General features: G+C 59.6%; 10 protein-coding genes. 5 read left to right on the top strand and 5 right to left on the bottom strand.

The features are described from left to right. The 3 genes from PMI21_RS10130 to PMI21_RS10140 form a co-directional block, all read left to right on the top strand. Nucleotides 1-1,619 (top strand): RHS repeat domain-containing protein (locus PMI21_RS10130; RefSeq protein WP_007939678.1); only part of this gene is annotated, 1,619 nt, incomplete at its 5' end. 12 nt (nucleotides 1,620-1,631) lie between these two features. After that, a complete protein-coding gene (locus PMI21_RS10135) occupies nucleotides 1,632-2,057 on the top strand; it encodes a hypothetical protein (RefSeq protein ID WP_007939677.1) in 426 nt (141 codons plus the stop codon). 246 nt (nucleotides 2,058-2,303) lie between these two features. Then, nucleotides 2,304-3,143, top strand: a complete 840-nt coding sequence (locus tag PMI21_RS10140) for a 23S rRNA (adenine(2030)-N(6))-methyltransferase RlmJ (protein WP_007939676.1) — start codon at nucleotides 2,304-2,306, stop codon at nucleotides 3,141-3,143. A gap of 113 nt (nucleotides 3,144-3,256) precedes the next feature. Here the strand turns inward: PMI21_RS10140 and msrA are convergent, their stop codons facing one another. The 5 genes from msrA to aceE all read right to left on the bottom strand — a co-directional run bounded on the left by msrA (nucleotide 3,257) and on the right by aceE (nucleotide 13,360). Then, nucleotides 3,257-3,904, bottom strand: a complete 648-nt coding sequence (gene msrA / locus PMI21_RS10145) for a peptide-methionine (S)-S-oxide reductase MsrA (protein ID WP_007939674.1) — start codon at nucleotides 3,902-3,904, stop codon at nucleotides 3,257-3,259. A gap of 68 nt (nucleotides 3,905-3,972) precedes the next feature. Continuing rightward, the gene (locus PMI21_RS10150; RefSeq protein ID WP_007939673.1) at nucleotides 3,973-6,666 is read right to left on the bottom strand and encodes a sensor domain-containing phosphodiesterase; all 2,694 of its coding nucleotides are present in this window, start codon (nucleotides 6,664-6,666) and stop codon (nucleotides 3,973-3,975) included. Between the two features lie 226 nt (nucleotides 6,667-6,892). After that, complete coding sequence (locus tag PMI21_RS10155; RefSeq protein ID WP_007939671.1) at nucleotides 6,893-8,287, bottom strand: alkaline phosphatase D family protein; 1,395 nt, start codon at nucleotides 8,285-8,287, stop codon at nucleotides 6,893-6,895. 457 nt (nucleotides 8,288-8,744) lie between these two features. Continuing rightward, nucleotides 8,745-10,703, bottom strand: coding sequence for a dihydrolipoyllysine-residue acetyltransferase (gene aceF, locus PMI21_RS10160; protein ID WP_007939670.1), 1,959 nt, complete (start codon nucleotides 10,701-10,703; stop codon nucleotides 8,745-8,747). 11 nt (nucleotides 10,704-10,714) lie between these two features. Beyond that, the gene (gene aceE / locus PMI21_RS10165; RefSeq protein WP_007939669.1) at nucleotides 10,715-13,360 is read right to left on the bottom strand and encodes a pyruvate dehydrogenase (acetyl-transferring), homodimeric type; all 2,646 of its coding nucleotides are present in this window, start codon (nucleotides 13,358-13,360) and stop codon (nucleotides 10,715-10,717) included. 383 nt (nucleotides 13,361-13,743) lie between these two features. Here aceE and glnE point away from each other — a divergent pair, with 383 nt between their 5' ends. Continuing rightward, nucleotides 13,744-16,683: a bifunctional [glutamate--ammonia ligase]-adenylyl-L-tyrosine phosphorylase/[glutamate--ammonia-ligase] adenylyltransferase gene (gene glnE, locus PMI21_RS10170; RefSeq protein WP_007939668.1), complete on the top strand. Its 2,940-nt coding sequence runs from the start codon at nucleotides 13,744-13,746 to the stop codon at nucleotides 16,681-16,683. A 292-nt stretch (nucleotides 16,684-16,975) separates the two neighbouring features. Then, the gene (gene waaF / locus PMI21_RS10175) at nucleotides 16,976-18,010 is read left to right on the top strand and encodes a lipopolysaccharide heptosyltransferase II (protein ID WP_007939664.1); all 1,035 of its coding nucleotides are present in this window, start codon (nucleotides 16,976-16,978) and stop codon (nucleotides 18,008-18,010) included.

Raw genomic sequence — 18,010 nt, 5'->3', positions numbered from 1 at the left:
TGCCGGACGGCAGCAAACTCGATTACCACCACGCCAAGGGCGGCGCGCTGACGGCCATCGACCTCAACGGCGCGCGACTGACCTCGCATACGTTCCTCGCCGGTCGCGAACAACAGCGCCAGCAGGGTTTGCTGCTCAGTGAATATGCCTACGACGACCAGGGCCGTCTGAAGGCCCACGCGGTCAGCCAACAGCAAAAAAGTCTGTATCGCCGCGACTATGCCTACAGCCCCAACGGCAATCTCGACCACATCGCCGATACCCGCCACGGTCAGCGCAATTACCAGTACGACGCGCTGAACCGTCTGATCCGCGTCCGCCACACCCGCGACGACCTACCGGAAACCTTCGCCCACGACCCGGCCGGCAACCTGCAGATGCAGGACCGGCCCGGCCCGGCCACCGTCAAAGGCAATCGCCTATTGATGCAGGGCGACCGCCATTACGACTACGACGCCTTCGGCAACCTGATCCGCGAACGCCGTGGCACCGGGCAGAAACTGGTCACCGAGTATCGCTATGACTGCCAGCACCGATTGGTCCGTGTCACGTTGCCGGATGGAAGTTGCGCGAGTTATCGCTACGACGCCTTCGGCCGCCGCATCGCCAAAACCGTCGACGGCAAAACCACCGAATTCTTCTGGCAGGGCGATCAGGTCGTCGCCGAAAGCAGCAAAGAGCATTACCGCAGTTACGTCTACGAGCCGGGCAGCTTCCGCCCGTTGGCGATGCTCGACGGCAAAGGCCCACGCAGGGCCTGTCCGTTCTATTACCAACTCGACCACCTAGGGACGCCGCAGGAACTGACCGATTTTGGTGGCGAGATTGTTTGGTCGGCGAAATACAACGCCCACGGTAAAGTCACCCATCTGGCATTCGGTGGGGGAGAGCAGCTCGATCAGCCGCTGCGTTTCCAGGGGCAGTATTTCGACGTCGAGAGCGGTCTGCACTACAACCGGCATCGGTACTATGATCCGAAGGTAGGTCGGTATCTGACGCCGGACCCGATCAAGTTGGCGGGTGGGCTGAACCAGTACCAGTACACGCCGAATCCGACGGGGTGGGTTGATCCGTTGGGGTTGAGCGGGAATTGCCCGCCGCCGAATAAGCCTGGGTGTCAGGCGCCGGATGATACGACTGGCGTTAGGGTTGATGAGGGTGAGCCTGAGTTACCGAAGCCTAAGTTAAGTGCTGCTGAGGTTGCCAAGGAAAAAATAAAAAAACTAAACGACGATCAGGGGATGCATATGGTTGGAAAGCATGACCCAGAAGTCCCTGATGGAAAATTTAAGCAGCGTGCAATCGATGGCACGGATCCGATTACCGGCAAAACACCTTGGCATAAGAACGGGAATCCAAGCTCAAGATTCTATAATTGGGAGTTAATGTTGCAGGCATATGAGTTGGCCACCTCCAGGGCTGCTAATGGGCTTCCCCCTTACACGGGGAGAGATCGAAGTAACGCCAATATTGTAAGGATGAAATTTCCTGGAGCAGGAGAGGGGTATATCCCTAATCCAGCATCCAAGGAAAATCCAAAGCTAATAAAAATGAATCGAATAGAAATGAAGTTTGATCGAAAAACAGGTATCCCATTTACGCTGTATCCGATCCAATAGGAGGGCTGAGCAATGATTGATCCAGGAAGTGGCCAGCGGTATGTTCCTACTCCATCGTATTTTTTAGGGTGTTTCGATATATATGATAGAGAAGAAACGCTAGGTGAGGAGTTGGAAAAGTTTGACCCTAACAATCCAAAAGATAGGGAGGTGCTGATTCGCGAATATTGCTTAGATCCTCAATGGAAACCGCCGTACCGACAAAAGTTTTTGATGGTGCAGTGTTTAGAAGAAGCGTTGCGGGATGAAAGCTATGATTTTCAATCGTTGCTGAAGTACGATCCTGAGGCATATTCATCGTTTCCTGCTGGATGGGATGAGATGAAAAATGTTCGTGGATTTTTCGAAGATATATTTAAATTGGCGCTCATTGAGTGGAGAGATGACCTTCAAAAAGCGAGCCTCGAGGATCAGAGTACTTGGGTGACTGTTGGTTGAATGATCGTTCCCACGCTCTGCGTGGGAATGCAGCCCGTGACGCTCTGCGTCACATCGGTGTCTGGCTCGGCGGCGCTGGTGGGGCTGGAACGCGGAGCGTCCCTTGAGGCATTCCCACGCGGAGCATGGGAACGATCACCGCGCGGGAGCGTGGGAACGATCAGCGCGCAGGCTGGCCACTCGGCTGCGAACCCCTGACGTTCTGCGCCGTACAAGGTAAACTTCCCGGCCTTCGCAGGAGCAGCCATGAATTATCGTCACGCCTTCCATGCCGGCAATCACGCCGATGTGTTCAAACACCTGACTTTGACCCGCCTCATCGCCTTGATGTCGCGCAAGGAGCAGCCGTTTGCCTATCTCGACACCCACGCGGGCATTGGTCTGTATGACCTTCAGGGCGATCAGGCCAGTCGTACCGGTGAGTACCTGGAAGGCATCGCGCGGTTGTGGGATCAGCCGGATTTGCCGGCGCTGACTGCTGATTACATGAAGGTGTTGCACGAGATGAACCCGGATGGCCAGTTGCGCTATTACCCGGGGTCGCCGGAGTTGGCGCGACGCCTCACGCGACCGCAGGATCGGGTGTTGCTCAACGAGAAGCACCCCGAAGATGGCTTGCTGCTCAAGGACAACATGCAGGGTGACCGTCGGGTGAAGGTTCACCTGGGCGAAGGCTGGCATGTGCCGCGTGCGCTGCTGCCGGTGCCGGAGAAGCGGGCGGTGATGTTGATCGATCCGCCGTTCGAGCAGCTCGATGAGATGCAACGTTGTGCGGCGTCGTTGAAAGAGGCGATTGGCCGGATGCGCCAGACGGTGGCGGCGATCTGGTATCCGGTGAAGGATCAGCGGGCGTTGCGGCGGTTCTATCAGGATCTGGCCGGCACGGGCGCGCCTAAGTTGTTGCGGGTGGAGTTGTTGGTGCATCCGTTGGATACGCCGAACAGCCTGAATGGTTCGGGGTTGGCGATTGCCAATCCGCCGTGGGGGCTGGAAGAGGAATTGCGTGAGTTGCTGCCGTGGTTGTCCAAGAAGTTGGGGCAGACCCAGGGCGGGTGGCAGATGGATTGGTTGATCGCCGAGAGCTGATCAGTTGTATGTGTGGCGTCTAGTCGGACGCCTTCGCGGGCAAGCCTCGCTCCTACAGGTCGGTGCGACCGTAGGAGCGAGGCTTGCCCGCGATGCTTTTCAGGGCCCGAAATTTAGATCGGGCACGTCACGCCAGTACCGCCAATCCCGCAATACCCTTCAGGATTCTTGGCCAGGTACTGCTGGTGATAGGCCTCGGCGTAGTAGAACGTCGGGGCTTCGTCGATTTCGGTGGTGATGATGCCTTTGCCAGCCTTGGTCAGTTCCGCTTGGAACACTTTCGCGCTGTTCTTCGCCGCTTCCAGCTGTTCCGGTTTGGTGGCGTAGATCACCGAGCGATACTGAGTGCCGATGTCATTGCCCTGGCGCATGCCTTGCGTCGGATTGTGCAGTTCCCAGAACATTTTCAGCAGCTGTTCGTAGCTGACCTTTTCCGGCTCATAGACCACGAGCACCACTTCGGTGTGCCCGGTCAGGCCCGAGCAGACTTCTTCGTAGGTCGGGTTCGGCGTGAAGCCGCCGGCGTAACCGACCGATGTGCTGAACACGCCTTCACGCTGCCAGAATTTGCGTTCCGCGCCCCAGAAGCAACCCAGGCCGAAGATTGCGAATTCTACGTTGCCCGGAAACGGACCCAGCAGCGGGTTGCCGCTGACGAAGTGTTTCTCCGGAACCTTGATCGGGGTTTCGCGGCCAGGCAGAGCTTGTTCTTTAGTCGGGAGCACGTTTTTATTCACCAGAATTTCCGAGCGCAGAACCATGATCAGTCCTCTCAGTCAGGTTGAGATGTAAATACAGACTGCCAGTTTGCCCGAGTGTTACGTCGCTGTCAGGCGATTGGGCCGCGTGGGTAGCGTTTGAGCTTTTCGATCAGCTCGGAACCCGGGATCGGTCGGTCGAACAGGTAGCCCTGGCCGACGTCGCAGCGGTGGCGGCGCAGAAAGGCCAGCTGCTCGGCCGTCTCGATGCCTTCAGCCACGACCTTGAGTTTCAGGTTGTGGGCCATGGCGATCACGGCGGAGGTGATTTCCATGTCGTCCTGGTTGTCCGGGATTTCGTGGATGAAGCTTCGATCGATCTTGATGATGTCGATCGGGAATTTTTTCAGGTAGCTGAGCGACGAGTAACCGGTGCCGAAGTCGTCCATCGCCAGGGTCAGGCCCAGACGCTTGAGCTGATCGAGCTGCAAGTGGGTGTCTTCGGTGGCTTCCAGTAGCAGGCCTTCGGTCAGCTCCAGCTCCAGCAGGTTCGCCGGCAGCGCTTCTTCCTTGAGGATGTTGGCGATGGACGCCACCAGGTCTGGGTCGGAGAACTGCTTGGGCGACAGGTTGATCGCCACTTGCAGGTTGCCCAGGCCGGCGGCGGTCAGGTCTTTGCTCATGCGGCAGGCTTGGCGGGCGATCCATTTGCCGATCGGGATGATCAGCCCGGTTTCTTCGGCCACGCTGATGAATTGGTCCGGGCGGATCATGCCCTTCTCCGGATGGTTCCAGCGCAGCAGCGCTTCCATGCCCAGCAAGCGACCGCTGCGCAGGCACAGCTTGGGCTGGTAGAACACGTCCAGCTCGTTCTGGGTCAGGGCGCGGCGCAGGTTGTTTTCGACGAACAGTTTGTAGCTGGCCTCGGCGTTCAGCGCTTCGGTGAACACTTGCACCTGATGTTTGCCGTTGGCCTTGGCCTTGTGCAGCGCCAGGCCTGCGTTGCGCATCAGCGTCTGTGGGTCGCGGCCGTGCAGCGGCGCGCAGGCCAGGCCCACGGAGCCGGTGACGCTGATCAACTGGTTGTCGACGAACATCGGCTTATCAAGCGTTGCCAGCAATTGGTTGGCCACTTGCTGGCCAACCAAGAGGTCGGTGTTGTCGAGCAACACAGCGAATTCGTTACTGGCGAAGCGCGCCAGGCTGCCGCTCGGGCTCAGGCTGTTGCGCAGGCGCCGGGCCAGGCTGATCAGCAGTTTGTCGCCGGTCTGGTGACCGAGGCTGTCGTTGATCCGCTTGAAGTTGTCGATGTCCACCAGCAACAGGCAGATCGGCGTATCGCTGTCCCGGGCGAAGCGTTCATCAAGGTTGCGGATGAACGCCGGGCGGTTGCCGAGGTTGGTCAGGTTGTCGGTGTAGGCCAGGCGCTCGATACGCTGCTGGGCGAGCTTGGTCTGGGTGATGTCTTCGTAGATGCCGATGTAGTGCGTCAGCTCGCGGTTGTCGCCGTAGACCTTGGAGATCGACAACTGGCCCCAGTAGGGTTCGAGGTTTTTACGCCGGCTCTTGAACTCGCCCTGCCAGCTGTTGCTCTTGGCCAGCGCCGACGGAGCGTCGAACAGCAGCTCGCTGAGGTTTTCCAGGGCTGGCAGTTCCGACAGCCGCTGGCCGTGGACTTCCTCGGTGGTGTACTGGGTGATCGCGGTGAAGCTTGGGTTGACGTACTCCACCACGCCGTCGCAATTGACCAGCAGAAAGGCGTTGGCGCTTTGCTCCACTGCACGCTGGAACAGGTGCAGGGCGCTGGTGGCGGTGCGACGGTTGTGGTTGTTGATGACTTGGGCGAATTGATCCGCCAGTTCGCCGGCAAAGGCGATTTCGTCCGACTGCCAGGCGCGGGTCGCCCCGATCTGTTCCAGGCAGAGCACGCCGACCACCTGGCCATCGACGCGGATGCTGGCGTCGAGCATGGCGTTGACGTCTCGCGGGCGCAGGTGCTCGGCGATTTCCCGGGTGCGCGGGTCACGCATGGCGTTGTGGGCGTCGATGGCACGGCCAGTGTGCAAGGCGTCGAGGTAGTCGGGAAAACCACTGGCGTCGATCGGCTCCGGCAGTTGGCGGCCCCGGGTGGCACGGTGATAGGCCGAGATCGGCGTCAGTAGCGAGCCATCGAGGTTCCACAGGCTGGCGCAGTCGATTTCATAGATATCGCAGGCGCTGCGGGTGATCAGTTCGGCGGCTTCTTGCAGGGAATTGTTGGTGCTGTAGCGCTGGCGGGTCAGCAGCAGGATCAGGTCTTGTTGGGCGCGCACCCGGTCCAGGTGCTGCAGTTGTTCCTGCTGGGCACGCTGATTGAGTTCCAGGGCGATTTGCAGGCGTGAGTTCTGGGTTTCCAGATCCAGCGCCGGCAGCAACGGTTCGCCGTCGAACAGCCCGTCCACCACCATCAGGTAGCCGCGCAGCAGGTGTCGATTGTGTTGTTTGTAAGCTTCGCCCAGTTCCAGCAGGCTCAGGACGCCTGCGGCGGTGTGCAAGGTGTAGCGGATCAGGTAATGCGGGCTTTCGGTGAGTTGCTGCTGGATCGTGTCGTGCAGTTGATAGCGCGCTTCGGGCTCCATCAGGCTGGCGTAGGGCGAGCCGACCAGAGCACAAAGCTCCACCGCCGGCAGGCCGAACTGTCGTTCGCAATTGGGATCGAGAAACAGCAGCGCCCAGCTTGGTTCATTCAGCCGTTCGAAACGCAGCATGCCGAGCCGCGAGGGCACAGGCAACTGCGTCACTACCTCGGCCACCATACGGCTGGCGGCATCGGGTTGGCTTTTCATTGAGGGAAACTCGCTTCGAATATGCTGATCGCGCCGGGCTCTCGCCCTCTTTACTGTTGCCTGCGGCAAGGTTGCATCATTGCGACACCGACTGACAAGAGACATGAAGGCCAAGTGCTATAAGAATATGTCGGCAGACGTGAACAATTCTTCAACGAGGTACCAAAAAGGGTTAAAAGAACGCAGCCTTCGGCAGCTCCTACGAGGCTGCGATCTTTTCCAAGGGTCAATGCAATTTAATGCTGATCGACTGCAATGGCTGGCCATCCCGATCGTGATAATTGACGCGAACCTGCTCGGCCTCGACGATCAGATGTGCGAAGTTGTCCTGGCTGATCACCTCGCTGGTCAGTTCATGCCGATAGTCGCCCGCGGCTGTTCGGGCCAGGGCTTGATCGAGGATGAAGGTCGATGCCTTGGCGTACGGCAGCAGTTTGCTGTTGCACAGCGGTGAAGACACGATGGTGTGGACTTCAAAGTCCGGGTTCTCGCTATGGGTCAGGCGACTGGTCAGGGAGCCATGGACATCGCCAGAAATGAACAAGACGTTCTTGATGCCGTGGGTACGAATCGTCTCCAGCAGCCTTAGCCGCTGCTCCGGGAAGGCTTTCCAGGCGTCATCACCGTGAAGTTTACGGTCGGGATAGAACATGACGCTGGTGACCACGAATTTGACCCGGGCCGGGCTGTTGATCAGCCATTTGAGCAGCGCCTGTTCCTGTTCTTCGTCAAGGATGCGCCGGTCGTTGGCCGACAGATTGCGTCGGGTTCGACTGTCGGTGATAAACCACTCGATATCGCCTTCGGTGAATTGATACCAATACTGCTCCAGTGTTCTGCTTACTTGCCCGTTGGTAAGTAGCTCATGTGCGGGACTGTGGCTGGCTTGATATAACTCATACGCTGCCATGGCATTTTTGTATAAGTAATCATCGTTCTTGCTTTTGTTGGCGGGCCAGTTGTCTTCAATTTCATGGTCGTCGAGGATCATATAAGTCGCAATGCCTGACATTAACTTGGAAATATGAGGCTGCGAAAAGGCTGTGCGGTACTTCTTGAGGATGTCCTGGTATTCCCGGTCGGGGGCCACGAGGTTCAGGTCATCGACGTAAATCTGGTCGCCAGTCATCAACATGGCGCTGATGGGCGGTTCGGCGCGTTCTGCCAAATGGGTGATCGAAGCAAAAATCCGGTCGCCCAAATGCGGCGCCGACGCAATGCCGGCGGTCATGCGCAGGTAACGGCATGAGCCGACCACATAGGCCCGTGGCTGGGTGGTTTTGCTGGACTTCGTACGAAAGCGGTAGATTTCCCGCGGCCATTGCAGCGGCAGTTCCTCAACCGTCTCCGCGGTATGCACCGGGTTCATGGGGCTGAACCAGCCGGCCTGGTATTCATAGTCGGTGTCGCTGGTCAGATCGTTGAGTGCAATCACATCGGACATGTCGCGCAAGACGGTCAGTTTTGCAAATACGCCTTTGGACCAGTATTGCTCACCGGTGCGTCGATAACGGATGCCTGCAAATACCAAGGCATCGTCCTGTAATTCACCACGCAGGAAAATACGCGCATGGTTAGTTGTGGTGTGGCCGATAATTGGGCCGACAGTTGGTTTGAACATGTTCGAATCCATTCGAAGTAATGCTAACTAAGCAGATTAGGTCGTCGAGGTTTCTATAAGAAATCTCCAAACTAAGCCTAGTTATTGGCTGGAGAAAAATATCGGGCGGAAGTGGACTGGGGTTGTAGGCTGCGTAAGCCTTAGATGTAGGAATAAGGCACGAATAGGGTCAATCCCGTAGCAGCTGTCGAGCTTGCGAGGCTGCGTTCGGCTGCGTAGCAGTCGTCAAACCAGAACTTGCAGTGCATCAGGCACACCGCGTCGGCCGGATTCACGACTGCTACGCAGCCGAACGCAGCCTCGCTGGGGCTCGACAGCTGCTACATAGGATGCTGAAACGCGGAGGGCTTTCTTCAGGGCAAAAAAAGCCCCGCCAAATTGGCGGGGTTGAGGTACGAGCGTGGCGCTCGGAAAACGTGGAACGCGACTGGCCCTCCTGGGGGAGGGCCGGCCGGTGTTACAGCAGGATGGTGCGGATGTCCGCCAGCAGGTCGCTCAGACGCTTGGTGAAGCGTGCAGCAGCGGCGCCGTTGATCACACGGTGATCATAGGACAGCGACAGCGGCAGCATCAGTTTCGGCTGGAAGGCTTTGCCGTCCCAGACTGGCTGGATGGTTGCCTTGGAAACACCGAGGATCGCCACTTCCGGCGCGTTGACGATCGGCGTGAAGCCGGTGCCGCCAATATGGCCAAGGCTGGAAATGGTGAAGCAGGCGCCTTGCATCTCGTCCGACGAAAGCTTCTTGGTCCGGGCTTTTTCAGCCAGGGAAGCAGCTTCAGCGGCCAGTTGCAGGAGGCTCTTCTGGTCGACGTTCTTGATGACCGGTACCAGCAGGCCATCCGGGGTGTCGACCGCGAAACCGATGTTCACGTACTTCTTGCGGATGATCGCTTTGCCGCTTGGTGCCAGCGAGCTGTTGAAGTCCGGCAGTTCCTTGAGCAGGTGTGCGCACGACTTGAGCAGCAGCGGCAGGATGGTCAGCTTGACGCCGGCCTTCTCTGCAACGGCTTTCTGCGCGTTACGGAACGCTTCCAGCTCGGTGATATCCGCCGAGTCGAATTGCGTCACGTGCGGCACGTTCAGCCAGCTGCGGTGCAGGTTGGCGGCGCCGACCTGCATCAGGCGGGTCATCGGCACTTCTTCGATTTCGCCGAAGCGGCTGAAGTCCACGACCGGAATCGGCGGGATGCCCGCGCCACCGGTTGCACCAGCCGCAGCGGCCGGAGCTTCCTTGGCCTTCTGCATCATGGCCTTGACGTAAACCTGCACGTCTTCCTTCAGGATGCGACCGTGTGGACCGCTGGCGCCAACGGCGCTCAGCTCGACGCCGAATTCACGGGCCAGTTGACGCACCGCAGGACCTGCGTGAACCTTGGCGCCAGGCTTGGCTGGAGCAGCGGCCGGGGCGGCAGCAGGTGCAGCCGGAGCCTGAGCGGCAGGTGCAGCAGCAGGAGCGCTCGGCGCAGCAGCGGCTGGAGCCGGGGCTGCAGCAGGTGCCGCGCCTTTGACTTTCAGCTTCAGGATCAGGTCGCCGGTACCGACTTCGTCATCCAGCTTGATGGAAATGCTTTCCACCACGCCAGCGGCAGGCGATGGGATTTCCATGCTCGCCTTGTCGGATTCCAGGGTGATCAGCGACTGGTCGGCGGCAACGGTGTCGCCAGCCTTGACCAGTACTTCGATGATCTTGGCCTTGCCAGCCGAACCGATGTCCGGGACGTGAATGTCCTGAACGCTGTCAGCAACCGGTGCAGCTGGAGCGGCTGCCGGAGCAGGCGCAGCGGCAGCGGCTGGAGCAGCAACCTGAGCAGGAGCGGCAGCTGCCGGGGCCGTAGCACCCGCTACTTCCAGATCCAGGATCAGGTCGCCGGTACCGACTTCGTCGTTGAGCTTGACGCTGATGGCCTTGACTACGCCAGCGGCAGGCGAAGGGATTTCCATGCTGGCCTTGTCGGATTCCAGGGTGATCAGCGACTGATCAGCCTCGACGGTGTCGCCGACCTTGACCTGGATCTCGATGATCTGGGCCTTGCCTGACGAACCGATGTCCGGCACGTGCACTTGCTGAATGCTGGCAGCAGCCGGCGCGGCAGCAGGGGCCGCCGGCGCAGGAGCAGCAGCCGGTTTGGCTTCAGCTTTGGCCGCCGGCGCAGCGGCAGCCGCAGGGGCTGGCGCAGCGGCACCTTCGACTTCCAGTTCCAGCAGTTCGTCGCCTTCTTTCAGGCGATCGCCCAGCTTCACTTTCAGGCTCTTGATGATGCCGGCCTTAGGCGCAGGCACTTCCATGCTCGCCTTGTCCGATTCCAGCGTCAGGATGCTCTGATCGGCTTCGATACGGTCGCCGACCTTCACAAACAGTTCAATTACTTCACCTTCACCGCTGCCGATGTCAGGTACGCGAATGAGTTCGCTCACAGAGTGTCTCCTCAGCAGTCCAGTGGGTTGCGTTTTTCCGGGTTGATGCCGAACTTGGCGATGGCTTCAGCCACCACTTTAGGTTCGATGTCACCACGGTCAGCCAAGGCTTCCAGGGCTGCCAACACCACGAAATGACGGTCTACTTCGAAGAAGTGACGCAGCTTCTTGCGGCTGTCACTGCGGCCGAAACCATCGGTGCCCAGGACTTTGAATTCCTTGGACGGGACCCACTGACGAATTTGTTCAGCGAACAGCTTCATGTAGTCGGTAGACGCAATGACCGGACCTTTACGGCCGTTCAGGCACTCTTCGACGTAGCTCAGCTTAGGCTTCTGGCCAGGGTGCAGACGGTTGGTACGCTCAACGGCCAGGCCATCGCGACGCAGTTCGTTGAAGCTGGTAACGCTCCACACGTCGGCGCCGACGTTGAACTCTTCACGCAGGATCTTCGCCGCTTCACGGACTTCACGCAGGATGGTGCCGGAGCCCATCAGCTGAACGTGGTGCGCCGCTTCGCGGGTGTCTTCCTCGAGCAGGTACATGCCTTTCTTGATGCCTTCTTCGGCACCGGCCGGCATGGCTGGCTGCTGGTAGGACTCGTTCATTACGGTGATGTAGTAGAAGACGTCCTGTTGCTCTTCGGTCATCTTCTTCATGCCGTCCTGAATGATCACCGCCAGCTCGTAGCCGTAGGTTGGATCGTAGGTGCGGCAGTTCGGGATGGTGGCAGCCAGCAGGTGGCTGTGACCGTCTTCGTGTTGCAGGCCTTCACCGTTCAGGGTGGTCCGGCCGGCGGTGCCGCCGATCAGGAAGCCACGGGTACGGCTGTCGCCGGCGGCCCAGGCCAGGTCGCCAATACGCTGGAAGCCGAACATCGAGTAGAAGATGTAGAACGGCAGCATCGGCTGGTTGTGGCTGGAGTACGAAGTACCGGCAGCGATGAAGGAACTCATGGCGCCCGCTTCGTTGATGCCTTCTTCGAGGATCTGGCCCTTCTGGTCTTCCTTGTAGAACATCACCTGGTCTTTATCGACTGGCTCGTAGAGCTGGCCGACGGAGGAGTAGATGCCCAGCTGACGGAACATGCCTTCCATACCAAAGGTACGGGCTTCGTCCGGGATGATCGGTACGATGCGCGGGCCGATCTCCTTGTCCTTGACCAGTTGTGCGAGGACCCGCACGAAGGCCATGGTAGTGGAAATTTCACGGTCGCCCGAGCCGTCCAGGATCGCCTTGAGGGTGTCCAGTGGAGGGGTCGGGATGTTGAAGCTCTTGGCGCGACGCTGAGGTACGAAACCGCCCAGTGCGGTACGGCGCTCGGCCAGGTAACGGGCTTCGGCGCTGCCTTCTTCCGGTTTGAAGAACGGCAGGTTCTCCAACTCTTCGTCCTTGACCGGGATGTCGAAACGATCACGGAACAACTTCAGGCTGTCGACATCGACTTTCTTGGTGTTGTGCGCAGTGTTTTTCGCTTCGCCGGCACCGGTGCCATAACCCTTGATGGTCTTGGCCAGGATGACGGTCGGTTGTTCTTTGTGGTTGACCGCTTCGTGGTACGCCGCGTAGACCTTGTACGGGTCGTGGCCGCCACGGTTGAGTTTCCAGATCTCGTCGTCGGACAGATCTTCGACCATCGCCTTGAGTTCTGGCGTGTTGAAGAAGTGTTCACGCACGAACGCACCGTCTTTGGCTTTGTAGTTCTGGTACTCGCCGTCGATGACTTCGTCCATGCGGCGTTGCAGGATACCGTGGGTGTCCTTGGCCAGCAGTGGGTCCCAGAAACGGCCCCAGATGACTTTGGTCACGTTCCACTGAGCACCGCGGAACACGCCTTCGAGTTCCTGGATGATCTTGCCGTTGCCGCGAACCGGGCCGTCGAGGCGCTGCAGGTTGCAGTTGATGACGAAGATCAGGTTGTCCAGCTTCTCGCGGCCGGCCAGGGAGATCGCGCCCAGGGATTCCGGCTCGTCGCACTCGCCGTCGCCCAGGAAGCACCAGACTTTCTGTTTGCCTGGCTGGATGAAACCACGGTGTTCCAGGTACTTCATGAAGCGTGCCTGGTAGATCGCCTGGATCGGGCCCAGACCCATGGATACGGTCGGGAACTGCCAGAAGTCAGGCATCAGCCATGGGTGCGGGTAGGACGACAGGCCCTGACCGTCGACTTCCTGGCGGAAGTTGTTCATCTGGTCTTCGGTGATGCGGCCTTCCATGAACGCACGGGCGTAAACGCCTGGCGAGGTGTGACCCTGGAAGTAGATCAGGTCGCCGCCGTGTTCGTCGGTCGGGGCCTGGAAGAAATAGTTGAAGCCGATGTCGTACAGGGTTGCGCTGGAAGCGAAGCTGGAGATGTGACCGCCCAGGTCAGAATCTTTCAGGTTCGTGCGCATCACCATGGCCATCGCGTTCCAGCGTACCAGCGAGCGAATGCGGCGTTCCATGAACAGGTCGCCAGGCATGCGTGCTTCGTGGGTAACAGGAATGGTATTGCGGTATGGCGTGGTGATGGCGTAAGGCAATTGCGAACCGCTACGGGTTGCGAGTTCGCCCATACGGGTCATCAGATAGTGAGCACGGTCTTCGCCTTCTTTGTCGAGAACCGATTCCAGGGCGTCCAGCCATTCCTGGGTTTCGACGGGATCGAGGTCTTGCATGGCTTGCTCCAGGGCGGAAAGGCTTCCAGAATCGGTTGCCTGAGTTTGCGACTGGCCTTGTGGGCAGACGATATAAATTCTTGGATTGCCGATAGGTTGTTCCGGCGGCGTGTAGTTTTACTACAAATCTTCGGGCATTTCAGCCTTTCGAATGTATAGACGAGTAGTAAAACTACAGATGATTGGCTTGTGGCCTCCGGCTGCGTTGTGAGAATAATCGTTAAGGTTGGTCTTTTGCCAATCGAAAAAGGTGGAAGCTTGATGATCGCTGCCAAAAATAAAGAAATTTCAGCTATTTCTAACCTTTGTTCGACAGTCAGTCACGTAGCGTGTTTTCACGAATCACTACATGCAGCCCTTCACACGCCGATCAAGGATAGACCATGAGCCTCCCTTCGCTTGCCGAACTGCCCGATGGGCTCCTGCCGTTTGTCACCCGCGCCGAGCAGTCGTTCCGTACGACTGTCGGGGTTCTTCCCGACGACCATGGGCTGTCTGCCTGGACGCCTGAACGCTGGGCGCAATTTGCCCGCGTCACCGCTGCCAGCGACTTTGTGATTGAACAGAGTCTGCGTGACCCTTTGATGTTGCTGGAACTGGTGCAGTCCGGCGAACTGGACCGCGCCTTGGCGCCGGGCGAGTTGTGCGCACAGATTGCAGCGGCGGTGAGCGCTGCCGAAACCGACGACCAGCTAGGCCGTGCCCTGCGCCGCCAGCGTAATCGTCATCAGGTACGGATCATCTGGCGCGACCTGACTCGCCAGGCCGATCTGGTGCAGACCTGTCGCGACCTCTCGGACATGGCCGATGCCAGCATCGATCAGGCCTATCAGTGGTTGTACTCGCGGCATTGCCAGCAGTTCGGCGTTCCCACCGGGCGGCGCAGCGGTGAGGCGCAGCAGATGGTCATCCTCGGCATGGGCAAACTCGGCGCGGTGGAGCTGAACCTGTCGTCGGACATCGACCTGATCTTTGCCTACCCCGAGGGCGGCGAAACCGTCGGCGTGAAACGCTCGCTGGATAACCAGGAATTTTTCATTCGCCTCGGCCAGCGTCTGATCAAGGCACTGGACCCGATGACCGTTGACGGCTTCGTGTTCCGCGTCGACATGCGCTTGCGGCCTTACGGTTCGTCCGGCGCTCTGGTGCTGAGCTTCAATGCGCTGGAGCAGTACTACCAGGATCAGGGGCGCGACTGGGAACGCTACGCGATGATCAAGGCGCGGGTGGTGGCCGGCGATCAGGTGGCCGGCGCCCAGTTGCTCGAGATGCTGCGGCCGTTCGTTTACCGGCGTTACCTGGACTTCTCGGCCATCGAAGCGCTGCGCACCATGAAGCAGTTGATCCAGCAGGAAGTCCGACGCAAGGGTATGGCCGACAATATCAAGCTCGGTTCTGGCGGTATCCGTGAAGTCGAGTTTATCGCCCAGGCCTTCCAGCTGATTCACGGTGGTCGCGACCTGAGCCTGCAGCAACGCCCTCTATTAAAAGTGCTGGGCACCCTGGAGGGGCAGGGCTACCTGCCGCCGGCGGTGGTCAGCGAACTGCGCGAAGGCTACGAATTCCTGCGTTACACCGAGCATGCGATTCAGGCGATTGCCGACCGCCAGACCCAGATGTTACCGGATGGCGCACAGGATCAAGCGCGCATTGCCTTCATGCTCGGCTTTGCCAACTGGACGGCATTCCACGAACAACTGATGTACTGGCGTGGACGGGTGGCCTGGCACTTTGGTCAGGTGATTGCCGATCCCGATGAAGAGCAAGGCACCGAGAGCGAAGTGGTGGTCGGCGGGGAATGGCTGCCGCTCTGGGAAGAAGCCCAGGACGAAGAAGCCGCGTGCCGCCAACTCGAAGAGGGCGGTTTCGCCGATGCCGGCAAGGCGCTGAAAGCATTGGCCAGTCTGCGCGGCAGTCCGCAATTGCGTGCCATGCAGCGTTTGGGGCGGGAACGCCTCGATGCTTTTATTCCGCGCTTGCTGGCCCAGGCCGTGGAGCACGCCAATCCTGATCTGGTGCTGGAACGCGTGCTGCCACTGGTTGAGGCCGTGGCGCGGCGTTCCGCCTATCTGGTGCTGCTGACCGAAAACCCCGGTGCGCTGCGCCGTCTGCTGACTCTGTGCGCGGCGAGCCCGTGGATTGCCGAACAGATCACGCGCTTCCCGTTGCTGCTCGACGAATTGCTCAACGAAGGCCGGTTGTTCAAGCCGCCGCTGGCACCGGAACTGGCGGCCGAGTTGCGCGAACGTCTGACGCGCATCCCCGAAGACGATCTCGAGCAACAAATGGAAGCCCTGCGGCATTTCAAACTGGCGCATCGCTTGCGCGTCGCCGCTTCGGAAATTGCCGGTAGCCTGCCATTGATGAAAGTCAGCGATTACCTGACCTGGCTTGCCGAAGCGATCCTCGAACAAGTGCTGGCCCTGGCCTGGCGCCAGACGGTGGCCAAGTACGGTACACCGCTGCGCACCGACGGCAGCGTGTGCGACCCTGGATTCATCATTGTCGGTTACGGGAAAGTCGGCGGTCTGGAATTGGGGCACAGTTCGGACCTGGACCTGGTGTTCATCCATGACGCGGATCCGCAAGCGGAAACCGACGGCCCGAAACCCATCGACGGTGCGCAGTTCTTTACCCGGCTCGGGCAGCGGATCATTCACTTGCTGACGGCGCAGACCAACTCCGGTCAGCTGTATGAAGTGGACATGCGCCTGCGACCGTCCGGTGCTTCCGGTTTGTTGGTGAGTTCATTGGGGGCGTTTGCCCGGTATCAGGAGAACGAGGCCTGGACCTGGGAGCACCAGGCGCTGGTGCGGGCGCGGGTGCTGGTGGGTAGTCAGGATGTCGGCCAGGCGTTCGAGAAGGTTCGCGCGACGGTATTGGCTAAATCGCGGGACCTGTCGACCTTGCGCCAGGAGGTCAGAGAGATGCGCGCCAAGATGCGCGATAATCTCGGCAGCAAGAGCACTGCGGCGGGCACGGCGGCAAATGCCTTCGAGGCCACGGCGCCGTTCGATCTCAAGCAGGACGCTGGAGGTATCGTCGATATTGAATTTATGGTGCAATACGCGGCTCTGGCGTGGTCTGAAACACATCCGTCATTGCTGCGCTATACCGACAATATCCGCATTCTGGAAGGGCTGGAGGAGGACGGGTTGATACCCGCCGAAGACGCCAGCCTGTTGCGTGAGGTCTATAAGGCCTACCGCTCCGCCGCTCACCGGGAGGCCTTGCAGAAGGACGCCGGCGTGATACCGGGCGACCAGTTCGTGGATGAGCGACGGCAGGTCATGCGGATCTGGCGTCAGCTGGGGTTAAGCTGAAGCGGGATGTTTGCAACACCTGATACCTGTGGGAACGAGCCTGCTCGCGATGAGGCCGTCACATCCAGTATGGATGGTGGCTGTCAGATCGCTATCGCGAGCAGGCTCGCTCCCACAGTGGATCTGCAGTGTTTGGAGATTGAGGCAGCTAAGCTGCATCGCACATGACGTGCAAAAATTGATCTGACGAGCCTGTACAGGCTCGTCCAAATGACCTGGCGGCTCACCCCGCAGGTGCTGGATTCTCGAGGCGGGGAGGCGTATGCCTCCCCGGTTCGTTTTTGGAAACCACATGAAAATTCTGATCGTTGGGCCCAGTTGGGTCGGTGACATGGTGATGGCGCAGACACTTTTTCAGTGTCTCAAACAACGCCACCCGCAGTGCGAAATCGACGTGCTGGCCCCCGAGTGGAGCCGGCCGATTCTCGAGCGCATGCCCGAAGTACGCCAGGCCTTGAGCTTCCCGCTCGGCCATGGCGTGCTGGAGCTGGCAACGCGTCGGCGCATCGGTAAATCCCTGGCCGGTCAGTATGACCAGGCCATTGCGCTGCCCAATTCCCTGAAGTCGGCACTGGTGCCGTTTTTTGCCGGTATCCCGAAGCGCACCGGCTGGCGTGGCGAGTTCCGCTACGGCCTGCTCAATGACGTGCGCACGCTCGACAAAGAGCGTTATCCGTTGATGATCGAGCGCTTCATGGCCCTGGCCTTTGAGCCTGGCATCGAGCTGCCGAAACCTTATCCACGACCGAGCCTGCAGATCGACCCGGTGACCCGCGATGGCGCGCTGGCCAAGTTCGGTCTGGCCCTTGACCGTCCGGTGTTGGCGCTGTGCCCCGGCGCCGAGTTTGGCGAGTCCAAGCGCTGGCCGTCCGAGCACTATGCGAAGGTCGCCGAGGCGAAGATTCGTGAAGGCTGGCAAGTCTGGCTGTTTGGTTCGAAAAACGATCACGCAGTGGGCGAAGACATTCGTGGGCGGCTGATTCCGGGGCTGCGTGAAGAGTCGGTGAACCTCAGTGGCGGCACTTCCCTGGCCGAGGCCATCGATCTGCTGTCCTGCGCCGACGCGGTGGTCTCCAACGACTCCGGCCTGATGCACGTGGCCGCCGCGCTGAACCGCCCGTTGGTGGCGGTGTACGGCTCGACGTCGCCGGGCTTCACGCCGCCGCTGGCCGAGCACGTCGAGATCGTGCGCCTGGGCATCGAATGCAGTCCGTGCTTCGATCGCACCTGCCGTTTCGGTCATTACAACTGCTTGCGCCAGCTCATGCCCAAAGCGGTGAACGAAGCCTTGCAGCGGTTGCTGGGCACTGTGGTCGAGGTCAAATAG

Source organism: Pseudomonas sp. GM18 (genome assembly GCF_000282195.1).
Classification (GTDB): domain Bacteria; phylum Pseudomonadota; class Gammaproteobacteria; order Pseudomonadales; family Pseudomonadaceae; genus Aquipseudomonas.
This window is presented reverse-complemented; position numbering and strand designations above follow the sequence as displayed.